We start from the raw sequence: 24,776 nt of genomic DNA on the forward strand, positions 1-24,776 counted from the left end.
GAACGATGAAAAAGATATTCATGCTCTTGGCGAGCGTCGCGCTCTTCGGTTCCTGCGAGGATTTTCTCTCGAAGGAGGATCCCAACAAAATCGACGCGCCGAGCTATTTCCGCAACGAAACCGATCTGCAAACCTACGTCAACGGCTTTCTGCAAACGATGAGTCCTACCGCCGCCTCCGTGGCCACGGGCGACGCCCGTACCGACTGCCTAGCATGGCGCGGCGAATACCAGTTCCTCACGGACAACTTTGATGCCGACGACCAGTCGGGCTGGGGAACGAGCGATTGGGAGGATCTGCGCAACATCAACTATTTTCTCGACAACTTCCGACAGGCGGCCGTCAGCGAGACAACGCTCGCTCACTACGAGGGCGTCGCCCGTTTCTGGCGTGCCTATTTCTATTGGAACAAGGTCAAGACTTTCGGGGCAGTGCCCTGGTACGATTCGACGATCGATTCCAACGACCACGAGGCGCTTTACAAGCCTCGCGACAGTCGCGAATACGTGATGCGCAAGGTACTCGAAGACATCGAATTCGCCAGCACGTACTGCACATCGAGTTCGGCTCTGGAAGTCAACTCCGTGCAGATCACCCGATACGTCGCATTGGCACTCAAAGCCCGTATCTGCCTCTATGAAGGCACCTTCCGAAAATATCACGCGAACGATCCCTCGACAGGGAAACCATGGACGGCGGACGAAGCGGAGACCTATCTGCGTGCAGCCGTGAGTGCCTGCAACGAACTGATGACCAGCAAAAAGTATTCGCTGGTCTCCGATCCGGCCAACGTTTCGACGCAGTACCGGAAGCTCTTCACGAGCGAATCCGTCTTCACGCAAGAGGTAATCTGGGCCCGCGTCTACAATGCCGAATTGAACGCGACACACAACCTCAACTCCAACTTCATCGTGCAACAGTACGGCAGCTACTCGCTGACCAAACAGTTCATCAATACCTATCTCAACCTCGACGGTTCGCGTTTCACCGACAAACCCGGCTATGAAAAGACCGCATTCATCGACGAGTTCGAGAATCGCGACTACCGCCTGATGCAAACCGTCCGCTACCCAGGCTACACTCGCAAGAACAACGGAACGGATACCCGCTATGCCCCCGATTTCGGCTACTGCGTGACAGGCTACCAGCCGATCAAATGGGTGATCGACGACACGAGTCTCGACAGCAACACCTCGCCCTGCTCCACGTCGATCCCGATTATTCGTTACGCCGAAATCCTGCTGACCTACGCCGAAGCGAAATGCGAGTTGGACGAATTCGACGAAACAGTCTGGAACGAGACGATCAAACCTCTGCGCGAACGCGCCGGTGTCGACGGAACGATGCCTGCTACGGCCGATCCCTACATGATCGAATATTTCCTCGGTACCGTCACCGACAACGCATTGCTCGAAATTCGCCGCGAACGCGGCTGCGAATTGATATTGGAAAACGTCCGCTGGGACGATGATATGCGTTGGGGTATGGGCAAACTGGCCGAACGGCCCTGGTACGGCGTCTATGTAGGCGAGCTGGACAAAGCATACGATATGGACGGCGACGGGAAGGACGACGTCTGCTTCGTGCGCAAGGAGCCCGAACGCCCGCAGGCCGGCATCACCTATCGCGTGCTGGGCGACGATTTCTCGCTGACCGACGGCGACAGTGGTTACATCGAGTGCTACATCCGCATGACGCGCAAGTGGGACGATAAAAAATATGTGCGCCCCATACCGACGACAGCACTCAACGACAACCCCGCACTGGGACAGAACTACGGATGGGAAAAATAATAACGTACCAAACACCACGAATATCACCATGAAACGAATCAATAAATGGACCTTGCTGCTGACCGCAAGTTATTGCGTACTGGCCGTCGGGTGCAAGGACGACGAAGGGAGTTACCTCGTTCGCGAAACCGATGTCATCCAGTTTTCGAGCAATCTGGCCTCTTCGCAGCGCATCACGCTGCGTTGCAACGGCGCATGGCGCTCGGTCGTACCCGAAGATGCCCAGTGGCTCTCGACGACTCCTTCGGAGGGCGTCGGTACGGGCGAATTCGAATGGATCACCGTTTCGGCCACGCACAACCGCTCGGCCGAACGCACAGCAACGCTCTACTTGGAATGCAACGGCGTACAATATCCGATTACGGTGACACAAGCCAACGGAGCGATCATCTACGGCACACCGACGCTTGACGGAAATCTCATCGAGGGCGAAGCGTCGGAAGCCAGCATCCGGTTCACCTACTCCAACGCCTACGGCGACGAGACGATTGCGGTGAAATGCACGCCCAGCGGCGACTGCGACGGGTTGTCGGTAGCCGGCACCTCGTTCGAACTGACCAACGGCGGCGCAACGCTGGCGCTCGACATCGAGGGTACGCCGACGAAACCCGGATACGCCACCTTCGCCGTGAGCGTCGACGATCAGCCGATCGGCGAGGTGCGCGCCAAGGTCTACTCCGTCAGCGAAATGCCCGTCGAAGGACTGCCCGTACAGTGGCGTTTCAGCGAAATCATGGGCGGCGATCCCGAAAAAACGGATCTGCAAAAGCGTCAGCCCGAGTGGACGACCGACAAACATACGCTCAACTCCGATGTCGGTTCGGCCACCATCACGGTCGTCGAAGCCGAAGGCAAAACCGCGACAGCACTGAACTCATGGGGCTACAACAACGGCCATGCTTACATCAAAGGTCTCTATTACAACGACTATTGGCTGATGACCATTCCGGTCAAATACGTCGCTTCGGGCACCGTCCTCAATGCGAAAGGCTGCTTCGGCGGATCGGGTTCGGCCGCAGCGTTCTTCCTGCTCGAATACTCGGCTGACGGCCTGACATGGCATCAGGCCGACGGCGCGAAGACGGAGACCTTCACCATCAAGGAGAAGCCGGTCGAGGCCATCTATCACGTGCAGGCTTGCGACGTACCGAAATTCCCCGACGACGCGGCATGTTCGTTCGACTGCACGTTCCCCGTCGAAGTGGATATTCCCAACGGCAACCTCTACATCCGCTTGCGGGTCTCGGCCAACATCCGTATCACACAGAACAACACCATCACGACGGGCGGAGGAGGTTCGAACCGTCTGGCAAAGACATGGTCGGTTTCCGTAGTCGAGTAATCGAAAAACAACGAATAGCATGAAAAAACAGATCATTGCGACGCTGCTCCTATTAACGACGACGGCGTCGAACATCGGTTGTACGGACGATAGTCCGGCACAAATTACCTCGCTCAAACTCAATCGCACGGAACTTACACTCCAACCCGGCGAAACCTTTCAACTGGAAGCCACGACCCGACCTGCCGACGCCGGCGTACCAATCAAATGGAGCAGTTCCAACGAGGCGGTGGCGGCGGTCGACGAACGAGGACTCGTCACAGGCACAGGTTACGGCGCCGCCCTCGTCACGGCACGCTACGGCAGTTACTCGGCCAAATGTTCCGTAACGCTGAACGCAGAACAAGTTTGGGATCCTTCGCAGGCTCTCGCGGCTCCGCTCTCATCGGACATCGTTCACAGCAAGAACGTCCTGCTGTATGCACCCCGCCGCATTTTACAGGGTTTCGACATCCTCCCGAACGGCGAGATCTACTACTCACAGGTCGGCAGCAACGCCTACACGCTCAATATCTGTCGGGCAGCAGGCCCCAACCAGAACGCCCAGGACGAAGTGATGATCCTCAAACATTTCGGCCACGGCACGCAGATCGTCGCCGAGAAAGCCTCAGACGGAAAGACTTACATTTGGCTCAACAGCAATGCCTCGGTCGACGACAGCGGCGAATACGGCAACAACTGGTCGTTCTCGCGCGTGGAGTTTGTACCCGGAACGAACGAAGCAGACGGCTATGCCGGCGATACCTTCTTTCTGAACAAGGAACAGCAGTACGATCAACAGGTGGCCGTCGATTTCGATGCACGCCGATTGCTGGTGGGTTCGCGTAAATCGGGCGTGCGCCATTTCTGGATTTTCGACCTCGACGAAGTGCTGGCCCTTCCACTCAAGGAGATGACCGTATCGGTCACCGTAGGCGGAGGTACGGGCGACGGCGAGAAGCAGACCGTCGAACGCAAGATCATGGGACACGATTTGAACGACTGCCGCGTACTGGGCAATTTCTCGTTCTCCTCAGGTACAGACAAGGAGCACGACGTCTACTCCTATTCGCATCAGGGACACGAAATCAACGGCGACTACATCTATTTCTACGAAGGAAATGCCGTCGAGAATTCGGATGATCCCGGTACCTATCAATCGAAGGCCTATGTCACCGTGTTCAACTACAACGGCCGAATCGTCGTACCACGCACCGAGGTAGCCGCTATCTCCGATGTGAACGGACTGGCCTCCGAAGGCTTCACGCAAACAGGTTACGCCGAAGGCGAATGCATCAAAGTCAAGGAGGGCAAACTCTATCTGGGAATGGCATGCCGTGACGGATCGTCGAGCAACCGGTACGCCAACATTCTGGTATACGACTGCGTGAAAAAGCAGTGATTCCAAACCTGCATGGTGACGGCCGGCTCTGCGTGACGCAAAGCCGGCCGTCCACGTTTTTCGACCGGACCGAAGTCCCGAATGTATTTCGTTTCGCCCGACAGAATCGTCACGGAACCGCGAACACGAAAACTTTTCGGGCCAAACAATCCACCAAAGCATGCGATCACGAACGATGATCCCTCCGATCCCAACCATCCACTCGGCATGAAAAATACGCTTCCCTCTCTCCTCGTGCCTCCCATTCGGCATACACGCCGCACAGCAGGTCTGCATCCGCGAATTGCTCCGCCGCGATCCCCGACCCGCGTGTCTTCATGGCCGTCCTCTATTCACTGGCGGCGATCACGCCCGATACCGAATTCGGGCTGTCGTTCTACGACTATTTCACCGAAGAGGAGCGGTTCGCCCTGTGGCGCGTGGCCAACCTGCGGGAATACCTGCCCAAAATGAACTCGGCGCCCAGCCGCGGGCTGTCGATCGACATGGCCAAGCCGCTGATGCGGCAGCTGCTCGGCAGTGCGCAGGAGGCCGTCGACGGCGGCGAGGTCTGTGCAGCACTCCGCTTCGGGCACGGCGAAGACACGATGCCGCCGAGCGTCATTCTCGAAGTGGCAGACCCCTACTACGACCGGGAGGATTCCGCACCTATTGCGGCGACAAAATCTCCCGTATGCCGGACATGAAGCCCCTGCCCGAAGTGGAGACCGGTTACTGATACCGGAAACAGCTCGGACGCACGGTTCCCGCCGCAGTTCATACGACGGAAGCCGTGCGTTTTCCGCCACCGGCTGAGATTCCCTCGGCAGAACGCCCCGCAGCGTCATAACGCGAATTTCGCACCGATGAAATAGGTGCGCGGCGCGGCCGGACCGTAAATGTAGGCCGCGTCCTTCCTCTGACCGAAATCGAGATCGTGCTGGAAACTGTCGAAAAGGTTCTTCACCCCCGCATTCAGTTCGAGTCTCAACTGCCTGGTAAGCGACAGGGTATACGACAGGCGCGCACCCATGTCCCAGAAATCGGGCGTCAGCCGTTCGGTATCCTTTGCAATGAATCCCGCGTTGTGCTGTACGAGCATCCGTCCGGTATAGTTGCCGAAGAGCGACGCCGTGAAACCGCGGGTCAGGGTGCAGACGGCCGTCAGGTAGCCGTAATGGTCGGGCGAACGGAACATCCGCCGCTGAGGCGCGACCTCGTCCGACCACCGTTCGGGTTCGTCGTAGCGACTGCGCTGGAAGGTATAGCCGAGCTGGAACTCGAAACGTCCCGGAATACCGGCCTTGGCCTCCACGCCGATGCCGGCGACGGTGGCGCCCGCCGCATTGCGGCGCTCCTTGATGACGTTGCCCTGTTCGTCCTCGCCGACCTTTTCGAGCGTAAAGAGGTCGTCGAGCAACGTATAGAACCCCTCGACGAGCAGATTTCCCTGCACCCGTCCGAAATTGCGGTAGAGGTCGACCGATGCGCTGAGGCTGTGCGAATATTCGGGCCTCAGGTTCGGGTCGAGGCGGATGACGGCCACCTTGTTGTCCAGCGCGTCGATATGCAGATCCTCGTTATAGGCCTGCGGCGCACGGTAACCGCTGGCATAACTGGCCCGCAGGCCCACCGCCGGCGTCGGACTGTAACGCACGTTGACGCGCGGCGAAAAAACGGCGTTCTTCATCATGTTGTGCTTGTCCACACGACCGCCGACGAGAAAGTTGAGCCGCTCGCTGCGCCACTCGTTCTGGAAGAAGAACCCCGTACTGCGGGTCGTCTGCCGGAAATCGCGGCCGAATCCGAGATACTTGTCGTCGAGCGCGTTGTAGTTGTACTCCACGCCGGCGGTCAACTCCGAAGGAAGAAAGAGCAACCGCTCGAACGAACAGGTGTACTGCGTGCCGGCGACGAACGTCTCGTCGCCGGTCGCACCGTAGGCGTCGGGATTGCGGTCCGTACCGAAATAACTGTCGCGGCCGATGCGCTGCGCCGAGGCATAGACTCCCAGCCGGTGGCGGCCGTCCGGGCTGAACCAGTCGAACTTCAAACCGCCGCCGTCGATCTTGTGGTTCAGCTGTTCGGCGATATCGGCCATGTGGGGAGGCAGATCGAAGGCATTGCCGCCGCGGCGGAATTCATGGATATGGTGATACTCGGCTGTCAGCCGCGTATAGGGCGAAGTCTTGTAGTAGGCACGAAATCCGACCGTCTCGGAATTGAGTTCCGGAATGTCCGAAAAGCCGTCGCCGTTGCGGTCGTAGGAGTCACGGTCGCGGATCATCCCGAAGAGATAGACGCCCGTCTTGTAATCGTCGGAGACGAACGACCCGTTGAGCGACGTATTGAAATCGGCCGTACCGCCCTCCGAAATATTGGTCGTATTGGCCAGCGTCACCGAGTTGTAGAGCGGCTCCTTGGTGATGATGTTGACCACGCCGCCGATGGCGTTGGCGCCGAACAGAGCCGACCCGCCGCCGCGGATCACCTCGACCCGTTCGATCATGGCCACGGGCAGCTGTTCCAGCCCGTACACCGAAGCCAGCGAACTGAAAATCGGCCGGCTGTCGAGCAGCACCTGCGAATATTGCCCCTCCAATCCGTTGATACGCAACTGCGTAGTACCGCAGTTGCCGCAGTTGTTCTCCACGCGCAATCCCGACTGAAAATTCATCGTTTCAGCCAGGTTGCTCGACGCGGTCGATTCGAACAGTTTCGTCGAGGCGACGGAGACGATCGTGGGCGAGAACTTCCGGTTGGTCTCCGTACGGCTGGCCGAAACGACGACCTCCTCCACTGCGAGCGCCTCCTCGTTCAGGGAAAAATTCACCTCGGCAGTCCTGTCGGCGACGATCTCCACCGTCGTTTCGGCCGACCGGTAGCCCACCGACGACGCGACGAGCGTAAAACGTCCCAAAGGCAGGTTTTTCAGGAAATAGTGTCCGGTGGCGTCGGTCGCACACCCGATGGTCGTGCCCTTCACGGCGACAGTCGCATAGGCAAGGTGCTCGCCGCTCTTCGCATCGACGACATGCCCCGTAATATTCGCATCGCTTTGTTTTCCGGTTTTCACGACGGCTTCTCCTGCGGCGAGGCACACCGCAGGCAACAGGAGCACGACAAGTGCTCCGATGATATGTTTTTTCATTGGATGATTCGGATTTGATGAATATACAACAAATGACGGCGAAGACAGGACGAAACGTCCGCTCCGCATTCAGATTCGCAAAAACATCAATCCAGAGGAGGTGCGCGCAAGCCGTAGACTCGCACCGGCATACCGCACCGCGCGACGGGTTTCCGGACTCCAAAGACAAAAGCGGCTCCCGCCTGCCCGAAAACCAGCGCGACGAACGTCGCCGCCGTGGCAATCAGCAACGACAGGTGCGCGATCAGCTGGAACTGCTGCGGCGTGTGGTTGTGACCGGGATTGCCCGAAGAGCCGGAGAAGGGATGCGAATGGACGAAAACGTGTCCGTCGATCCGGTGGACATGCGGAAACAACGTGACACTGCTCCAATACCCCACAAAGAGTAACAGGAGCAACGACGCCGTTATGTTTCGTCCGGTGTTTCGCATCGGGCCAGGAGCTTTATGCACAAAGATACGAATAAGCCGAACGCAATGCAAATTTATTTGAACATTGCCGAGCGGGAGTATCTGAGGCGCAGCCAAAGATAGGAAATAATCCGGAAAATCGAGAAGATCACCGGCGAGAAACGCGCTGACGAAGCGACCGTAGCCCTGATGAGCGACTACCTGAAAGAGCAGGAAAAGCTGGCCGGATGCTCACGGCCTACAACAAGCGACAGGGCTGTTGCGACAACCGCTCTCCGTTCCGACCGAAAAACACATCGGACGAAACCGATCGCGGAAGAAGATACGGAAATACACAATCCCGTGTTTCGTCCGGCCGCGAAAAGCGGGATCACGCCTCCCGCAGATCGGCGAACCAATAGGCGTAGCTCTTCGACGTCCCGTCGTCGAGCCGGACGTCGTAGCTGCGGCTGAAAGGCGTTCCGAGCCGGAACGGCACGGGCGAAGCGAAGATCGGCCCGTCGTAGCAGAAAGTGTGGTACTCGCCGTTCTCGCCGTTGGGATCGGTTCCGGCGGGCAGTGACGCCACGAAATCGCGATCGACGACACGCCCTACGGCGGCACGCCCCAATCCGTCGTCCATCGTCGTCACGACCACCGTTTTCAACCCCGACGCGAGGAAATCCGCCATCACCTCCTGAGAAGATTCTCCCCAGAGCGGTTCGACGACTTCGATGCCGAACGGCGCGAGCTGCCGCTCCCTGTACGCGCGCACGTCGTGCAGGAAAATATCGCCGAAGATGAAGTGCGTCACGCCCCGCGCCCCGAAATGCGCCACGGCACGCGACATCGCCGCTCCGTAATCCGCCATATCGCCGTTCGGAGCCAGATCGAGGCGGTACAACGGAATCCCGATCCGTTCGGCCTGCGCCTGCAACAACGCCGCCGGAATGCCGTGCATCGTCGAACGCCGCGTCGAGCCGTCGACGGTCGTCAGCAGCGCGACGATCTCGTAGTCGCCCGACCGCATCGCCCGCCAGAGCGCATGGGCGGAATCCTTGCCGCCGCTCCAGTTGAAAACCGCCCTTATCCGTTCCATACGATATGTCCCGCATTGTGGAAAAATCCGCAGACGAGCGTCAGGTATTCGGGCATACGCCCCTCGACGCCCCATTTCAACTCGATGCCGAAAAGTTCGCGTGCCGTGCGGCCGACGTCGAATCCGCACGCTTCGAGCGAAGGACGCACCCGATCGGGATGACGGCACGGATTCCCGTCGGGACGGGTACAACTGCCTTCCGGGCAATGGAGACAGGTGCCGACATAGGCGAACGAACGGCCGCCGATGCGCCGCTCCATATCGAGCAGCCGTGCTTCGATCCGCTTGCGCTCGGGACGCATCAGCCGGCCTGCCTCCGACAGGGGCAGTCCCTCCTGCTCCGGCACGATCTTCGTAGCGACGACAAGCGCCGTCACATAACCCGACAGATACTCCTCGACGGAGAACCCGAAGGGCGGACAACCCCAGCTGCTCCCGTAACTGGGGCAGGCGCGGCAATATTCCGCAATCCGCTGCGCATCGCGGAAACGGGCGATGTAATCGGCCGCAGGCAGCTCAACCGCGGAATCTTCGGCACGATATCGGTATGAAAAATTCATACGGCAAAATTAGTCGATCCGGCGGCTCGAAACGGGATTTTTCGAAAAAAATTTCGTCTTTTCGAACCGTTTTTCGGACTCAATCCCTATATTTGCCCCAGATTTGGTCTTCCGTCCGTTCGCAAAACGACGGAATGAAAAGGGAATCGGGTGCAAATCCCGGACAGTCCCGCTGCTGTGAAGCTCCGCGACGTTACGAACATCTCAGCCACTGGTCCGCACGGATCGGGAAGGCTTCGGAAACAGGAGTCAGTCAGAAGACCTGCCAGATCGATTCGACGTCGGAGAACCTCGTGGACAGGGTATCCGATTCCGGTTGCAAATCGCATCGGCTGCCAGATCGTCGTTCATTTTCATGCTCCTTTTCCCGCCTCGGCAAAGCGCGAACAAGTTCGGCTCTGCGCTCGGCTTAACGAAAAGGTCGAATTGCATTCTTCGTTTCTTTGCAGCGATACGATGCGCCGTCCGGACACATCGTCCGCCCCGTTTCCGGACGGGACGGATTCGGGGAAACAGACTGCGAATACCGTCGTACTCCGGTACGGCGAATCCGCTCCCGCGAACTGCGCCGGCAGGCCGAGCGCCGCAGCGGATCGAAGCGACCGGTGAATTTTTGAAGACAAACCTCTAAAACGTAGAGTTATGAATATCGTTTTGTACGGAATTTCAGAGGAACTGGCACAACGCACGGCCATGCACTACGGCTTCGCCTTGTGCCGCCCGTTCGAGACCGGAACGGAAGAAGAAAACCGGTTCTGGCTGCAACCCCGATTGGAGAACGAGGAGGAGTTGCTCGCCTTCATCGAACGCATGGCGCAACACGACGAACAGATCGCGGCCGTCGTCGCCGCACCGACCGAGGCATCGACCGAGACGCCGATGGGGGATTTCAATGCGGTACTCTACGCCACGCGCACCGACAAGCTCTTCACGCTCGGCACCGCCACCGGCGGCGCCGTCAACAACGCCGTCAGCGACCAGACGCCCGAATACGAACTCGCGCGCATCATCGAAACGCAGCTGGGACGCGTCTGCGCCCACGAAGGGCTCTGAAAGAATTCTTTGTCCGCCGCGCCCCGCACCCCGTGTTTCGACGCGGGGAAGGCCGTCCGCCGCGGTGAAAACAACCCGCCGCCATCCGGTCCGGCGACCGCACCGCCCCCTACTTCCGGCATATCCGGACGAAAACCGCGCCGGAGCGCCCGCCCGCGGCATACGGAGCCGTCCCGCAGGATTCGCACCCCCGCCCGATCCCGAAAACAGACCGGCCGTTCCCGCGACGCCTCTTCTACCTTCTCCTGCCCCAGCGCGGCCGGATGTCAAGGAAGAGTTCGTAATTCAGGCGCGGCATCGGACGCGAAAGCACCGATTCGTACTCCTCGTTGAAGAGATTGTTGACCACCCCCTTGACCGTGAAGTCGGCCCATCGCAGCGAAAAGGCCTTTTCGAGCGAAACGTCACTCATGAAATAGGGTTTCACGCGGCCGATCTTCGTCTTCATGCTGTTGTCCGACGTGGTGAAGCGTTCGCTGTAATAACACCACTTGTAAATGAACCTCCACGACCTGTAAGTCAACCGTCCGGTCACCGAAGCCGAATATTCGGGGATGTAGACCAGTTGCTTGCCGATCGCCTTGTCGTACCAGTCGACCGGATCGCCGTTGTTGATCGAGGGCGTCCACGAGAAATTGCCGTCGGCGTTCAACTGCCAGTCGGGCGCCGGCTGCCAGTCGAGCCCCGCCTTCAACTCGACGCCGTAGGCGTGTACCTCCTTGATGTTCTTCGGAGTCCAGAATCCCTTGAAGGTGGGCAGCCAGACGATCCAGTCGTCGATGTAGGAGTCGAACCATGTCGCCTCGCCGTGCAGCGAGTAGGAGCCTCCGCGCCCCACGGCGAACGAAACGCCGCCGTCGTAGCTGACGCCGTGCTCCCTTTTCAGGTCGGGATTGCCGCCCGGCAGGAAATAGAGGTCGTTGAGCGTCGGGAAACGGAAGTTACGCGACACGGAGGCTTTGGCCACCACCCTGCCGCGGTGCGAAAGCACGTAATCGGCGAAGAAGGCGGGGATGACCGGCGTCCAGTCGTCGCCGAACATCTCCTCGCGCAGCGCCAGCGACAGCCCCAGCCGGTCCGTCGGCTGGTACTTGGCCGAAACGTAACCCGACAGCTCGACGCGCCCCTGATCGTAGCCGACCTGCACCTTCTTGCGGTTGCCGCCGAGCTGCTGCGGATCTTTCATCGGCAGGACGTTCTTGTCGACGCTTTCGACCAGATGCTGGTGCACCGAAAGGTCGGCCGTAAAGAGCCACTTGTCGCCGACGGAATATTCGCCCTCGACCTGGCCGAAAAACGTATCGATCCGGCTGCGCGAGCGGATCATCTGTGCCATGTTGCCGTTGCCGAGCGACTTCTCGAAATCGTAGGCCATCCACGTATGGATATACCCCGCCTTGGCTCCTACCTTCCAATTCTCGCGGAGATGATCCCACTGCAAGATGCCGCGCAGCGTCTGCTCGCGCTGCACGTTGGAGTAGTCGTCGTCCTCCTTGTGGTCGACCGACAGCATCGGGACGCCGCGCGACGAATGGACGTACCACGCCTGCAATCCGAAACGGTTGCCGTCGCCGGAATTGTAGTAAAGTTCCTGCAACAGGTGCAGATCGTGGTAGGCGCCGCTCTTGTTGCGTTCGACGGGATAGTAGGAATCGACGATATTGCGATCGTCGTCGTAGACGTTCAGTTTCTTGTTGTAGTTTCTGTACCTGAAATCGTTCGGCGACGAGGAATAGACCACGCGCGTCGAACTCTGCCAGCGGTCGCCGCCGTAGGTCAGACGCAGGAACTCGTCGAAGGTCGAGAACGACCCGACGCCCTGGACGTACTGCAATCCGAATCCCCGCCGGTCGGCCGGCCGCGTCGAGAGCTTGACCGCACCTCCCAGGCCGCCGCCCGTCTCGTTGACCGACGAGGTGCCGTGCAGCAGCGAAGCGTCGTCGATGAAGTAGGAGGGAATCATCGAAAAGTCGGTCATGCCCAGCATCGGCGAATTGATGCGCATCCCGTTCCACGTCACCTGCGTGTGCGACGGCGACGTACCGCGGAACGCCACCGTCGAGAGCGTGGCCCGGCCGTACTGCTTGACGAAGATCGAAGTGTTGAAAGTCAGCACGTCGGCCATCGACAGGGCGATGTTCTCATGGAGCACGAGCGTGTCGAGCCGGGTTTTCTGCACGCCGATCTCCTTCATCGGACGGCGTGCCGTCACACCGATCTCGCGGATCGGCACCACGAACGAGGGATTGTCGTTCCACCACCCCTCGCGGGATTCGGTCTGCCGCCGCTCCTGCCCGTAACAGAGGCAGGAGGCAGCGCAGAGAATAATCGTCAGGATATGCTTCATGGTCTTCCGGTCTGGCCGCCGAGCATCTGTTCATACGTGGGATTCTCGCCGCAATTCTCCACCCGCCACGTCGCGTCCGAGAGCGACGGCAGCGCTCCTGCGAAGGTCGAAAAGTCAGTCGCCGACGAAAGGTTGCCGACATAGACCGATCCGACCTGTCGCAGGGCGGAGAAGTCGAGTGCAGTCACCGTCCGGTTCTTGTAGCTGGCATGTCCGACGAAGAGTTCGCCCGTCACCGTTTCCAGCGCGGGGAAGCGGAACGCGGCGACCCGATCGGTGGAGGCATTCCACGTCGAGAGCAGCATGTTGCCCCGCACCTCTTTCAGCTTCGGCAGCACGAACGCTCCCGTACAGCCGCTGGGCATCGTATAGAAAGCGTAATCGCTCGACGCATCGTCCGAAACGCCGAGGCCATCGCCCACACGCTCCAATTCCGGAAACGCGAGCGAAGCGAACGACGACACGTTGACATAGAACGCCAACTGCCGCCCGATGCTCCGCAGTCGCGGGAACGACGCCGAGTTGGCGGCTCCGGTCTTGCCGCAGTTCTTGCAGAGCAGCGTACCCCGCACCTCTTCGAGCGCCGGCAGCGAGAGCGCGAAGGCCCGCTGCGTCCCGCAGTTTTCGATCAGCAGATCGGTGCAGGCGGCCACGGGGAGCGAAAGCGCGGAGAGACCCTTGAACCCGACGACATGCAGGACGTCGAGCCGCTCGAAGCCCGACAGCGCGAAGGGCATCGTCTCCGGCTGCGGTGCAAGCGCCGCCGCATCGAGCGACAGCGATCCGGCGAATCCGCCGCCGCGCAGCTCCGTCAGCTTCGGTGTCGAAACGAACCGCAGCGTGACGGCGCTGTGCTCCGAAAAGGCGTATTTCGAGAGATCGAATACCCCGGCGAGGCCCGGCAGGTCGTCGAGCGTGAGGTCGCCGCCGATGGCCGTGAGACGCGGCAGCAAGGCGCCGAAATCGGTGACGGCGGACAGCGAAGCCAGCCGCACGTCGCCCTCGAACCGTTCGACAAGCGGCAGGTCGACCGTTTCGACGGCCGGACACCCCTCGACGAAGAACGACCCGGCCGCAGCAAGCCGAGGCAGCGAGATCGTCCGGAGCGCAGGACAGTCGGTCAGCGCGACCGCCCCGACGGTTTCGATCAGCGGAAACTCGCACGAAGCGGTCAGCGCAAGCTCCTCGTAGGCGATCGAACCGACCGAAGCCAGCGCACCGAAGGTCGTCGCGAGCTGTCCCAGCTTGCCGAAGCGTGCCACGGACAGCTCCCCGCCGACACGCTGCAATTCGGGAAAATACATCTGCTCGCACGGCGCCTTGGCCACGTTGCCCGTCGACCCCGCGAGCCGCATGTCGCCGCCGACCGACTCCAATTCGTCGGCCACGATCTCGGCGAGCGCGTCCGAACCGACCGCGAAAGCCCCGTCGACGCGCTGCAACGCCGAGAAAACGACCGACCGCACCGCCGTACCGCAGAGTTGCAGATCGCCCGCCACCTCGCGCAGGGCAGGCAGTTCGATCCGCTTCAATGTCTCATTCGGCGCCCCCGCACTGCCGATGCGCAGCGACTCGCACCGGCGCAATCCGGCCAGTCCCGCCAGATCCTCGCCCCGATAGGCGTTCGTGACCGTCAGGTCGCAGCGCACCGAGACCAGACCGGCCAGTCCGTCCAGATTCACGATCGCCTCGCCGCCCTCGACGCCGATCGTGAGGTTGCCTTCGACCACATTGATCCGGCTCGCGGCGAAGGCATCCACCTCGGCCTGCGTGCGCAGCGTCAAGCTTCCCCCGGTCGCAACGTCGGTACGATTGACCATATAAATATACGTGCGGTCGCTCTGGCCGTAGGAGCTGACCAGAAACTGCCACTCCTGCGACCAGTCCCTAATCGTCGCCGGATCGGGGTGGATCGACGCATGTTCGCACAATTCGTAATGCACCTCCGCCCCGTCGAGCGATACGTCGTAGGGAACGTCGACAGTGATTCGCCCGTCGTGGACGACCGCCTCGTAGGTAGCCTCCCCCACCGTCAGCGAAAAGGCCGTGACGTAGTTGTCGCCGTTCCACACCGGCTCGTCCGCCGTCTTGTCGTCGCAGGCCCCGCACAGCAAGGCGAAGCAGCCGCATATCCATAATCTCTTCATAATCGTCCGTTATTTGCCCTGATTGAGATTCTCGTCCGTGAAACCGAACACCTCCGTGGAGTTCTCGCCCAGCCAGCCGGCCTTGGCGTTGACGCCGGTCTGCACCTTGACGAAGTCGATGTAGGCGAGGTTCGCCGGCTCGCCGTTCCCGTCGACGGCGTTCTCGATCTTGAAATAGGTCTTCACGGCCCCCGCCCCCGCATTTTCGTCGTCCGAAAGCCGGTCTTCGCCGAAGTTGTCGGCATACCCCCAATCGTAGGAGTCGTTGACCCAGTAGGAGCCGTTGCCCGACTGGTCGTAGGTGCGGCTTTCGAGGCAGGTTCCGTAGAGGACGTAACTCTCGGCATCGATCCAGTTGGGGTAGTAGCTGGGCTGGTCGTGGTACGCTTTCAGATAGTCGATCTTGCCGCTGACGCCGCGATTGTCGCGCCACTGCACCGAAGCGCCCGAATAGGTCGGGCGGTAGTAAGTGACCGCATAGTCCCGAAGAGTCTCCTCCTTGCCGAACTCCGAACCTTTGAGTTCGTACCACTCGTCGTCGGGCAGCGTATTGCCGTTGGTATCCTGCATCACCCAGACGATGCCCGGTTCGGACGATCCTTCGAAGGCGTTGCCCGTAATCGAGAAATTGTAGCCGCCGCGATAACCCTCCGACGAATTGTCGATGCTGTGGTCGAACCCGACGACGATGTAGCCGCCCCAGCCGCCGAGCGATACCCACGTCCCCTTGCGCAGCCGTTCTTCGGCATAGGCGACGGCCGCTTCGGGCGTGGTCTCCGCACCGGTGAACCCACCCGAAACGAGTTCATTGATGAATTGGCCGGGCGCAGGCGTATATTCGTAGACCTTCGTCCACGACACTTCGCTGGACGGCGTGGCCGGACGTCGGAAAGCCCCCTCTTCGTCGCAGCATTCGACGCTGTACTCCACCGTCGCTCGCACTTCGCCGGTCGACCTCACCCCTTTCGCCACCGCCGCCGCAGGTTCGTCCGAGCTGTCCGTCACCGTGAAAAGCAGCTTCTTCACTCCTTTGCCGGACGGCGTATAGGTGCAGGCGAGTTCCGTCGAGATCTCCTCGCCGTCGACCGTCCAGCTGTAACGGGGATTCCGGCCGTTCCAAATCGAGGGACGCAGCGTGATCGACCGCCCGAGCGGCACGGTACGTGTCAACCCGTCGTAAAGCCGTCCGATCGGAGGCACCGTCACCGAGACCGGAAGCGCCTCGGTCACCTCCACGCGGATGCTCTTCTCGTCGGCCCCGTCCTCGTTCTCGGCCCGCAGGCGGAGTTCGTATTCGCCCAACGCCTGTTCGCAGAACTCGTAAGTCTGCTCGCGCCCGACCTCCTCCGCCTCGGCAGCCCCCGGACGACGCATCGTCCAGCGGTAGGTCGCCTTCTCGCCCCACCGCACGTCCGGCGAGATCTCGTAGACATGCCCCCGCACGACCTCCGCCCCTTCGGAGAGGACGATCACGGGCGGCAGGATTCGGTAAACCTCCACGCGCGTCTGTTCGCGCGTCGTCCCCTGGGGCGTGGTCACCTCCAACTCGATGTAATAATCCTCCTTCTCTTCGCCCTCCACCTCGTCGATGACGTAGGTCAGCACAGGTTCGGTCGAGATGATCCGGCCCGTCTTCTCCAGCTTCCACGCATAGACCGCACGGTCGACGTACTCATAAGTCGGGGCGATGGTAAACTCCCGCCCCACCTTGGCGGTGTAGACGCCTGTATTGACATCGAAGGCGATGACCGGAGCCTGCGCCTCCTCGCGCGTGATGATGTCGTCCTTGTTGCAGGCGACGGCCGCCGCGGCAAGGAGCGCAAAACAACTGAAACGTATTCTGTTCATGGTTTATCGGTTTTCAACGCCAACAGAAGGCGCCGGGGATAATCCCCACATAAAATTCGTCGAGCAGTTCGCCTTCGGGCGAATAGCGCAGGATGACCCCGTCCTGCACGTAGTCGATCGCGTCGGCCACGTAGACCTCCGAATTGAACGGATTGACCGTCAAGCCGTAATAGAGCGTATTCTGATAGGGCACGAAGGGTTTCACCGGAAAGTTCGTCGCCGTGACGGGCAGCCGCCAGATCGCCTTGTTGATGAAGTAGAGCGTGTCGCGCGTACCGTTGAGCTGCACCTCCGAGGGCCAGTCGCCGAACTTGAACTTGAACTGCTTCTCGACCTTCCGCGTCGCGGCGTCGATGCAGTAGAGCGACGGCGCCTCGTGACCGTAGGGCGACCCCTCGTAACCGCCGTCGGTCACCGTCCAGATCTTGTTGTACTTGTCCATGACCAGCGACGTGGGCTGGATGCCCACCGTGATCTCGTCGCAAACGGTGTCGGTCTCGGTGTCAATCACCAGAATCCGGTTCTGGTAAGACCAGCAGTTGGTGAAGACATACTTGTCGTACTGCACCATCTGCTCGGTCGAACCCGTCTCGAAATCCATGTCCGTCTGGATATACCCCGTGATCTCGTAAGTCCGGGGGTTGACGATATAGATGCGCGGATCCCATATCTGGGTGACATAGGCCTTTTCGTCGCTCAGGAAGTGGATGTAGCGCGGCGAAGTGAAGCCCTCGATACGCCCCACCTCCTTGAAGGTGTCGATGTCGATCGCGTAGATCACGCCCGAATTATTGACCACGATCCAGCCGATGCCGTCGCGGATGACCATCGATTGCGCCACATCGCCCAGTTTGAAGCCGTTGGCACGGAAGAAGATCTCGTTCTCGACCTGTTTCTTCTCCGGATCGTAGTAGGAGAGCGACGCGTTGCCGTACATGAAGTTGCCCTCGTTGGTGATGAACAACCCCGATCCGGTAATCCCGAAATCCTCCACTTCGTAAGGCCCGTAATCCATACATGCGCCGCCGAACGCAGCACATGCAAGGATTGCGAACCATCGCTTGAACTTCATAAAACTCATATCCCTATCGGTTGATCCACTCCTCCGTGAAGCGGTAGGCGAAATCGACGCCCGCCGGACTCGCCTTTTTCTGATAATAGCTGCCGTACTCCACCGCATCGCTGCGCGAAACGTCGTAGAGGTGGATCCGGCTGTTCGTATAGGAGGATTTCCCCACCCACAGCTGCTCGGTCGTGGGGTGCACGCCCATGTAGCCGTAGATGAGCGAACCGCCCTCGTGGTTGCCGTCGATGTCGGCCGTGATGTAGTCCCAGTCGACCTGCCCCGTTTCGTAATTGTAACGCATCGCCTCGGTCGCACTGAAATCGCTCTTGCCGATGAAGTAGAGCCACGGCTGCCGGAAGCTGGCGCAGAGCTGGACGTTCGGCGAAGCCGTGCCGGTGCGCAGCTTCACCGTCTCGGGCAGCGTCTGCTCCGAGACGACCTCTCCTTCGGCGTCGAACGCCACGATCATCGCGGGCGATTTCCAGACGACGTTGCCGTAGTAGCCCAAGTCGCCGTCGATCTCGAACTCGCCGGTGAAGACGGCGTAGATCTTCCCGTCGGCTCCCTTGGCCAGGTCCTTGACCTGCCGGTCGGGATAGGTGTGCTCCCTGACTACCCGATCGGTCGCAGAGTCGATGACGATCACCGAATTGCCGCGTCCGGCGAAGACCTTCCCGCGCGAAACGGTCATGCGCGCCTTCGTGGCGCCGGTCTTGGTGAAGACACCGTAGGTATCCGGAATATCGGTCGTGGCGATCACGCCCGAAACCAGGTTGACGGTACGGATGCCCGAATGCGACTCCATGTCCGACGTCGAATACTGGATATACCCCTTTTCGGGACTTACCGCAACGATGTGCTGCGGCCAACAGAGCGTCGGTTTGACACCCGACGATGAAGCGACCTGCGCATAGAACGGCATGTCGCGCGCAAGGATCCGCTTCATTGTGTGCGCGTCGCAGATCACGAAGCGGCCGTCGCCGTTTAAGGTCGTTCCCGTGCTGCTCGTCCGGCCGTTCTGCGTGATGAAATAGATGCGTCCGCCGATCATGTACATATCCTGCAACACGTTGCCGATCTCGTTGTCGTTGACCTCCTCGTAGACCCGTTCGTGGCAGCACATGTGCTGGTCGAAATAGACGATCGAACCGTTTTCGGTCGTCATGTTGCCCTCCATGAGCACGAACGTCCCTTCGGGATGGGTGAAATCGAGCACGTAATAGTCCTGCGAGAAGAGCGGTTCGCCGTCCGATTCGATGCGCAGCGTGTTCTCCAAGTCCTGCCCTTCGAGATACTCCGCGGGCGGTGCGACACGCAGCGTGCGGCGGGCGATATCCAGATCGGCCGTCCACCGTGCCGGAGCGGTCGTCCGCACCTGCGGAATCCACCCTTCGGCCGTCAGGGAGCGTACCTCCGACCCGCCGTATTTCAGACACACGGGCTCGCCGTCCGCCTCTCCCGCCTCGATCTCCAACGCACCGCCGGCACGTTTCGTGATCTCGGAGGTCAGGCGGTAGGTCGCGCCTGCCTCCAACTTCCGGCCGGGGCGGGTTTCGGTGTAGACGCTGCCGTCCGCGAACGTATAGGTCACATGCACCTCCGTCGCGCTGCAATCCACCGGATAGACCACCGCCGCGGCGAACACCCGCGTATCGCCGCCGGACGCAGGCAGCGCGACGCCCTCCGCGCCGAACGACAGCGTAACGGCATATTCCCCGCCGGTCGCGGCACCGAATCCGCCGCCGTCGAACGTGCGCGTGCCGCAGAGCGCGATCGTCCGGTCGGCGGTCGCCAGCGAAACTGAAACCAGCCGTGCGTCCACCTCCTGCGACCACGGATCGAACCAGATGTAGGAGGTAGCGTGCGACAGCGTGAAATGTCCGCCCGCATCGGCAGTCGCATAACCGAAATCACCGTTGGCGCCCAGCTGCAATTCACCGGCCGCCGCCTGATTCTGGCGGGAAGGGACGACGGCCCGCGCCCCCTCGCCCGTCATATTGTAGTAGACTTCGTAGGGAGCTTCGCCCGTCAGTTCGGAAAATCCGAAGCTCGCCGCAGCGCCTGCGGTTCCCGCTTCGGAGCTCTGCACGCCGTTGACCCATATCCGGTCGTCGGCGCTCCACAGAAACGGAATCGCCGCGCCGTCGACGGCGCCCGCCGACGTTCGCGTGGAAGAACCGGACACACCGGTCAATTCGACAGCGCGGCCGCCCCGAACCGCCCCTGCTTCCTCTTCGAACTCCGAGGAACAGGCCGCCAGCAGCAATCCGCACAAAAAGGGTAAATAACGTTTCATATCGTATGCGTTTGAAATACGGGGGAACGCCGGAGCCCGATTTCCGGCTCCGACGTCTCTCCCGCAGAGAGTTGACTTCCGCCGGATCTATTTCCACGTGCCGGTCGGTTCCACGTCGTAGACGAACGTAAAGTTGTAGGGAGCCATGGTCAGCTGCACCCAGCCCGAATTCACATAGCCGCCGCCCGTACTCAGCGACGGGTCGTCGCTCTCGGGCAGATGGATGACGCGGGTCTCCGCCTTGCTGCCGGCGATGATCTCGTACGATCCGCCGAACGGTCCGGAACCGTAAGACTCCTCCAGCGTCGGCGGAGTGGTCGCACGGCAGATGATCTCGCCCAGCAGCGGACAACCGCCCTGACCCGTCCCCGTCCAGTCGTATCCGGTAAAACTGTAAGTTCCGATCTCCTTCATGCCGCGGCCGAACGAAACGCTCCGCAGATTGTAACAATCGGCAAAGGCATTCTGTCCGATGGATTCCGTCGCATCGGGGAAGATCAGCGCCGTCAGCGCCGAACACCCACTGAACGCTGCGGAACCGATCGTTTTCAGTTTGGTGCCGAAGGTGACCTTCGCCAGCGACTTGCAACCGTTGAAGGCATTCGAGCCGATCGTCGTGACCTCGGTGGGCAGCACGACCTGCGTCAGCGGGCAGCCCTGGAACATCGCGTTAGTGATCTTCGGCACATATTCGTCGAACGTGACGCTCGCGAGCGAAGCGCACGACGCATAGGTATTGATGTCGTAGGTGATAGCCGCCGAAACGTGCGCCCTGATCAGACCCGATCCGCTGAAAACATGCTTCGCTACGGCGGTAATATTCTTCGGCAGCACGATGTCCGACAGATTTTTGTTGTCCCTGAATACGGCGGGAAAAGTCGCGCTCTCGTAGACGGCTTCGCTCAGATCGACGGTCGCCGCGGCGGACAGTCCCTTGACGGCGGCGGCCACCGCACTCAGCTGCGATGCGCTCATCGCCGTATTGTCCCCTGCCGTCTTGACGAAGAGCGTCGAGAAGGATGCCGGAAGTTCCGCAGACCACTTGTCGCCGGCCGAAACACGGTAGTAGACGCCTTCGCTCAGGTAGTCGTCACCCAACGCGGCGAACGTATAACCGCTGCACGCCGCAGTCCACGCCGAATAGGCGTCGACCGACGGGACGTGGACGGTCCTGGCGCCCTGAACCGAAGCGCCCGCCCCCGCAAAACTGTCGGCCGCGACCGTCGGAGCCGTCGTCGGCTCGCAGTAGATGTGGGCCAAAAGCACGGCATTCTCGAAAGCCTTGCTGCCGATCGAAGCGAGCGCGTCGCCCGAAACGGTCAGCGTGTTGAGCTTCGACCAACCGGCGAACGCACCGGCGCCGATCGCCTCGACCGTCTTGGGAATCGTCAGCCGTTCGATGACGTCGTTCCCTGCGAATGCTCCGTCGCTGACGGCCGTAATGCCGGCTCCGAACTTGACGGAGGCAAGAGTCGGATTACCCGCAAAGACCTCGCTGCCGAGCTCCGTCACATTGTCGGGCAGCACCAGCGCCGTCAGGCCGCAGTCGGCGAACGCCCTGTCGCCTACGGTCGTCACGCCGCTGCCCAGCGAAAGGTCGGCGAGCTTCGAACACCCCTCGAACGCACCCGCATCGACGGCGGTCACCGAAGCGGGAACCGTCAGCGACGTCAGCGACGTGCACCCCTTGAAGCTCTCGGCGGGAACGGTGCCGATCGAACCGAGTTCGACCTCAGCCAGCGCCGGACAGTCGCGGAACGCCTTCGCACCGAGCGTCGTACCTCCGAGCGACACCTCGGTCAATCCGCTGGCGGCGAAAGCTTCGTCGCCGATGCTCTTCACATTGCCCAGCGCGATCTCCGACAGCGCAGCACAACCGCTGAACGCCTTGTCGGCGATCGATGCGACGGACGAAGGCAGCGTGACCTCCGCCAGAGCGGAGCACCCTTCGAACGTACTCGGCCCGACTGCGGCGACGCCCGACGGAACGACCGCCCTGGTCAGCGCCGTACACCCTTTGAAAGCCCCGTCGGCGATCGACGTCGTATTTTCGAAGAGACGGATTCCGCCCAGCTTCTCATTACCGGCCAGCAAGGCAGGGAATTCGGCGGAAACATAGTCGGCCGTGCTGAAATCGAGCGTCGCGGGCGCCGACTGCGCCGCGAGTCTGGCGACGACGGACTGCAACGCCTCGGCCGAAATCGTCTGCTCGCCCACGGTGCGGACATAGAGCGCCGAGAAGGTGTCGGGCATCGTCGTCGTCCACTTCTCCTCGCGCGAAACGCGGTACCAGACACCGTCGGTCAGCTCCTGATCGCTGATGTCTTCGAGGATGTATCCCTGACCGATCACGGACGCCCACTCTTTCTCATAAGCCTCGTAAGAGGCCGCCGGAACATAGAGGTATTTCTTTCCCTCGACATTTTTGCCGATGCCGTCGAACGGCGTCTGCCCCAGCTCCGGCGGCGTCTGCGCACGGCAGGTGATGCTCTTCACGTTTCCGCTCTTATCGGAATAGCCGTAAAAAGCATTCCGTCCGACTTCGGTCACCTTCTCGCCCAGAACGATCGTCGTACAGCCGCAATCCCGGAACGAATAATCGGTAACGACCGGAATATCGATCGTCACATCGGCCAGCGAATGACATTCATCGAACGAGTTGGTGCCGATCGTCTCCAACGTCTCCGGAAAGGAGATGCTCCGCAATGCGTTGTTTTTGTAGAATCCCATATTGCCGATCGTCTTCAAGGCCGAGGGAAGTTCGACCGTTTCGAGTACGCTGCAATAGGCGAACGTCTCATTGGGGATAGCGGTCACTCCGTCGGGAATACGGACGGATTTGAGCGCCGAGCAATTCATGAAAGCCTGCGAACCGAGCGTGGTCAGCCCTTCGGGCAGTTCGATGCTCTCCAATGCCGAACATTTGTTGAAAGCCCCCGAATCGATCGTCTTCACTCCGGCGGGAATCGTCACGCTCTTCAAACCCGTACATCCGGCGAAGAGGCTGCGCGAAAGCGTCGTGATCTTTCCGGGCACGACGACGTCGGCCAGCGCCTTGCAGTCATAGAACGCATACTCGCCGATCGAAGTCAGCGTGGAAGGCAACCGGACGGACACAAGTTTCGAGCAGCCCGAGAACGCCCGCGCCGCGATCTCGGTCAACCCGTCGGGCAATGCGACCGTCTCCAATCCCGTACAACCGTAGAACGCTGTCGCATAGGTGCCCGTCGAGGGCATCGTCAGGATATTGCAGGGCAGCGAAATCTCCCGCAGCGTCGTCTTGCGCGAGAAGACCGTCGGGAACTCCGCGGCTTCATAGGTCGCCTCGGCGAAATCGAGCACCGCGCCCGCCTTCAACCGCGAAGCGATCGCCGAGAGGTCGGCGGCGGCGAGTTTCCCTTCGCCCAGCGTCACCGCTTTGAGATAGGTGACCGATTCGGGAATCTCCTCCGCAACACCGTTTTCGGTCAGGTAGAAGACGCCGTCGCGCTTGCAGTCGGCGGCAGCGATCGTAGCCGATATGCGCAGCGTGCCGGCCGGCGCGAGTCGCCGGCCGGCACGGCTCTGCATGTAGACCGAACCGTCGGCGAAGGTGTAGACGACCGAGACTGTCGCCTCCGACAGATCGGCCGGATAGAGCACCATGGCGGCGAATACCTCGGTGTCGCTGTGCTGCGTCGGCAACGCGACGCCTTCCCCGCCGAGATTCAGCGTGACGGACGACGAACCCTCGCACGCACCGAGCGCACCCTCCGCGAAGACCGCCTCGCCGGCGATGGCATGGCCGCCCGACACGCTCAGCGAAATCGATTCGAGCCTGGCCGTCACGTCGGCCGAACTTACGTCGAACCAGACGTAGGAGGTCGCGTGGTTCAGCACGAACGTACGGTTGGCATCGGCCGTCGCATAGCCGAAATCGCCGTTGCGCCCCAGATCGGGACGACCTGCCTCCGTCTGTGTCTGTTCGGCGGGGATCGACGCCGTGCGGGCGGCGGAACCCGTCATGTTGTAGATCACGTCGTAGGAATCGGCTGCGGCGACGGATTCGAAAACGAAGGCGCCCTTTTCGCCGGAGGATTCGAGCGGCTCGCTCTTGACGTCGCCGACCCAGATGCAGTCGCCGGCGCTCCACCGGAACGGCACGACTCCCTCGGATGCCTCGCCGAATCCGGTACGGGTAACCTCTCCCGAAAGACCGGTCAAAACGACTTTTCCGCTCTCGACGGGACGGGCGGGTTCGACATCGGCATCCCGCGTACATCCCGCGAGGGCCAGCATCGAACCGCAGGCAATATATAAGTACTTTTTCATCGGATTTCTCATTT

General features: G+C 60.8%; 15 protein-coding genes and 1 riboswitch. Of the genes, 5 read left to right on the top strand and 10 right to left on the bottom strand.

Annotated elements, in window-relative coordinates; genetic code table 11:
* Nucleotides 1-5 precede the first annotated feature (5 nt).
* The 4 genes from FMF02_RS04390 (at nt 6) to FMF02_RS04405 (ending at nt 5,202) form a co-directional block, all read left to right on the top strand.
* A complete protein-coding gene (locus FMF02_RS04390) occupies nt 6-1,793 on the top strand; it encodes a RagB/SusD family nutrient uptake outer membrane protein (RefSeq protein WP_141412333.1) in 1,788 nt (595 codons plus the stop codon).
* Between the two features lie 28 nt (nt 1,794-1,821).
* Nucleotides 1,822-3,135: a BACON domain-containing protein gene (locus tag FMF02_RS04395; RefSeq protein WP_141412334.1), complete on the top strand. Its 1,314-nt coding sequence runs from the start codon at nt 1,822-1,824 to the stop codon at nt 3,133-3,135.
* Between the two features lie 19 nt (nt 3,136-3,154).
* Nucleotides 3,155-4,516: an Ig-like domain-containing protein gene (locus FMF02_RS04400; RefSeq protein WP_019130941.1), complete on the top strand. Its 1,362-nt coding sequence runs from the start codon at nt 3,155-3,157 to the stop codon at nt 4,514-4,516.
* A 317-nt stretch (nt 4,517-4,833) separates the two neighbouring features.
* Nucleotides 4,834-5,202, top strand: a complete 369-nt coding sequence (locus FMF02_RS04405) for a hypothetical protein (RefSeq protein WP_141412335.1) — start codon at nt 4,834-4,836, stop codon at nt 5,200-5,202.
* Between the two features lie 137 nt (nt 5,203-5,339).
* Here the strand turns inward: FMF02_RS04405 and FMF02_RS04410 are convergent, their stop codons facing one another.
* From FMF02_RS04410 to FMF02_RS04425, 4 genes are all read right to left on the bottom strand, one after another.
* Nucleotides 5,340-7,646, bottom strand: a complete 2,307-nt coding sequence (locus FMF02_RS04410; protein WP_141412336.1) for a TonB-dependent receptor — start codon at nt 7,644-7,646, stop codon at nt 5,340-5,342.
* An 86-nt stretch (nt 7,647-7,732) separates the two neighbouring features.
* Nucleotides 7,733-8,044 (bottom strand): DUF8478 family putative metalloprotein, encoded by a 312-nt coding sequence (locus FMF02_RS04415; RefSeq protein WP_232044716.1) that lies wholly within the window; start codon nt 8,042-8,044, stop codon nt 7,733-7,735.
* Between the two features lie 382 nt (nt 8,045-8,426).
* The gene (locus FMF02_RS04420) at nt 8,427-9,134 is read right to left on the bottom strand and encodes a Dph6-related ATP pyrophosphatase (RefSeq protein ID WP_019130936.1); all 708 of its coding nucleotides are present in this window, start codon (nt 9,132-9,134) and stop codon (nt 8,427-8,429) included.
* Nucleotides 9,122-9,694, bottom strand: coding sequence for a DUF2284 domain-containing protein (locus tag FMF02_RS04425; protein ID WP_141412337.1), 573 nt, complete (start codon nt 9,692-9,694; stop codon nt 9,122-9,124). The genes FMF02_RS04420 and FMF02_RS04425 overlap by 13 nt, the downstream gene beginning before the upstream one ends.
* An 87-nt stretch (nt 9,695-9,781) precedes the next feature.
* Nucleotides 9,782-9,978: riboswitch (cobalamin riboswitch) on the top strand.
* 358 nt (nt 9,979-10,336) lie between these two features.
* Between FMF02_RS04425 and FMF02_RS04430 the strand changes: the two genes are divergently transcribed.
* On the top strand, nt 10,337-10,747 hold the full coding sequence (locus FMF02_RS04430) for a hypothetical protein (protein WP_019130934.1): 411 nt from the start codon (nt 10,337-10,339) through the stop codon (nt 10,745-10,747).
* A 235-nt stretch (nt 10,748-10,982) separates the two neighbouring features.
* On the opposite strand, the gene FMF02_RS04435 is transcribed toward FMF02_RS04430, so the two are convergent.
* The 6 genes from FMF02_RS04435 to FMF02_RS04460 form a co-directional block, all read right to left on the bottom strand.
* Nucleotides 10,983-13,094, bottom strand: coding sequence for a TonB-dependent receptor (locus tag FMF02_RS04435; protein ID WP_141412338.1), 2,112 nt, complete (start codon nt 13,092-13,094; stop codon nt 10,983-10,985).
* A complete protein-coding gene (locus FMF02_RS04440; RefSeq protein WP_244611630.1) occupies nt 13,091-15,241 on the bottom strand; it encodes a hypothetical protein in 2,151 nt (716 codons plus the stop codon). Before FMF02_RS04440 ends, FMF02_RS04435 begins: the two co-directional genes overlap by 4 nt.
* 9 nt (nt 15,242-15,250) lie before the next feature.
* A complete protein-coding gene (locus tag FMF02_RS04445; RefSeq protein ID WP_141412339.1) occupies nt 15,251-17,089 on the bottom strand; it encodes a PKD-like domain-containing protein in 1,839 nt (612 codons plus the stop codon).
* 13 nt (nt 17,090-17,102) lie between these two features.
* Nucleotides 17,103-18,104, bottom strand: a complete 1,002-nt coding sequence (locus tag FMF02_RS04450; RefSeq protein WP_019130930.1) for a YncE family protein — start codon at nt 18,102-18,104, stop codon at nt 17,103-17,105.
* A gap of 70 nt (nt 18,105-18,174) precedes the next feature.
* On the bottom strand, nt 18,175-20,451 hold the full coding sequence (locus tag FMF02_RS04455; RefSeq protein WP_244611631.1) for a DUF5074 domain-containing protein: 2,277 nt from the start codon (nt 20,449-20,451) through the stop codon (nt 18,175-18,177).
* An 87-nt stretch (nt 20,452-20,538) separates the two neighbouring features.
* Nucleotides 20,539-24,762, bottom strand: a complete 4,224-nt coding sequence (locus FMF02_RS04460) for a leucine-rich repeat domain-containing protein (protein WP_244611632.1) — start codon at nt 24,760-24,762, stop codon at nt 20,539-20,541.
* Nucleotides 24,763-24,776: the final 14 nt, after the last annotated feature.

Origin of the sequence: Alistipes communis (genome assembly GCF_006542665.1) — a bacterium.
In the GTDB taxonomy this organism is placed as follows: domain Bacteria; phylum Bacteroidota; class Bacteroidia; order Bacteroidales; family Rikenellaceae; genus Alistipes; species Alistipes communis.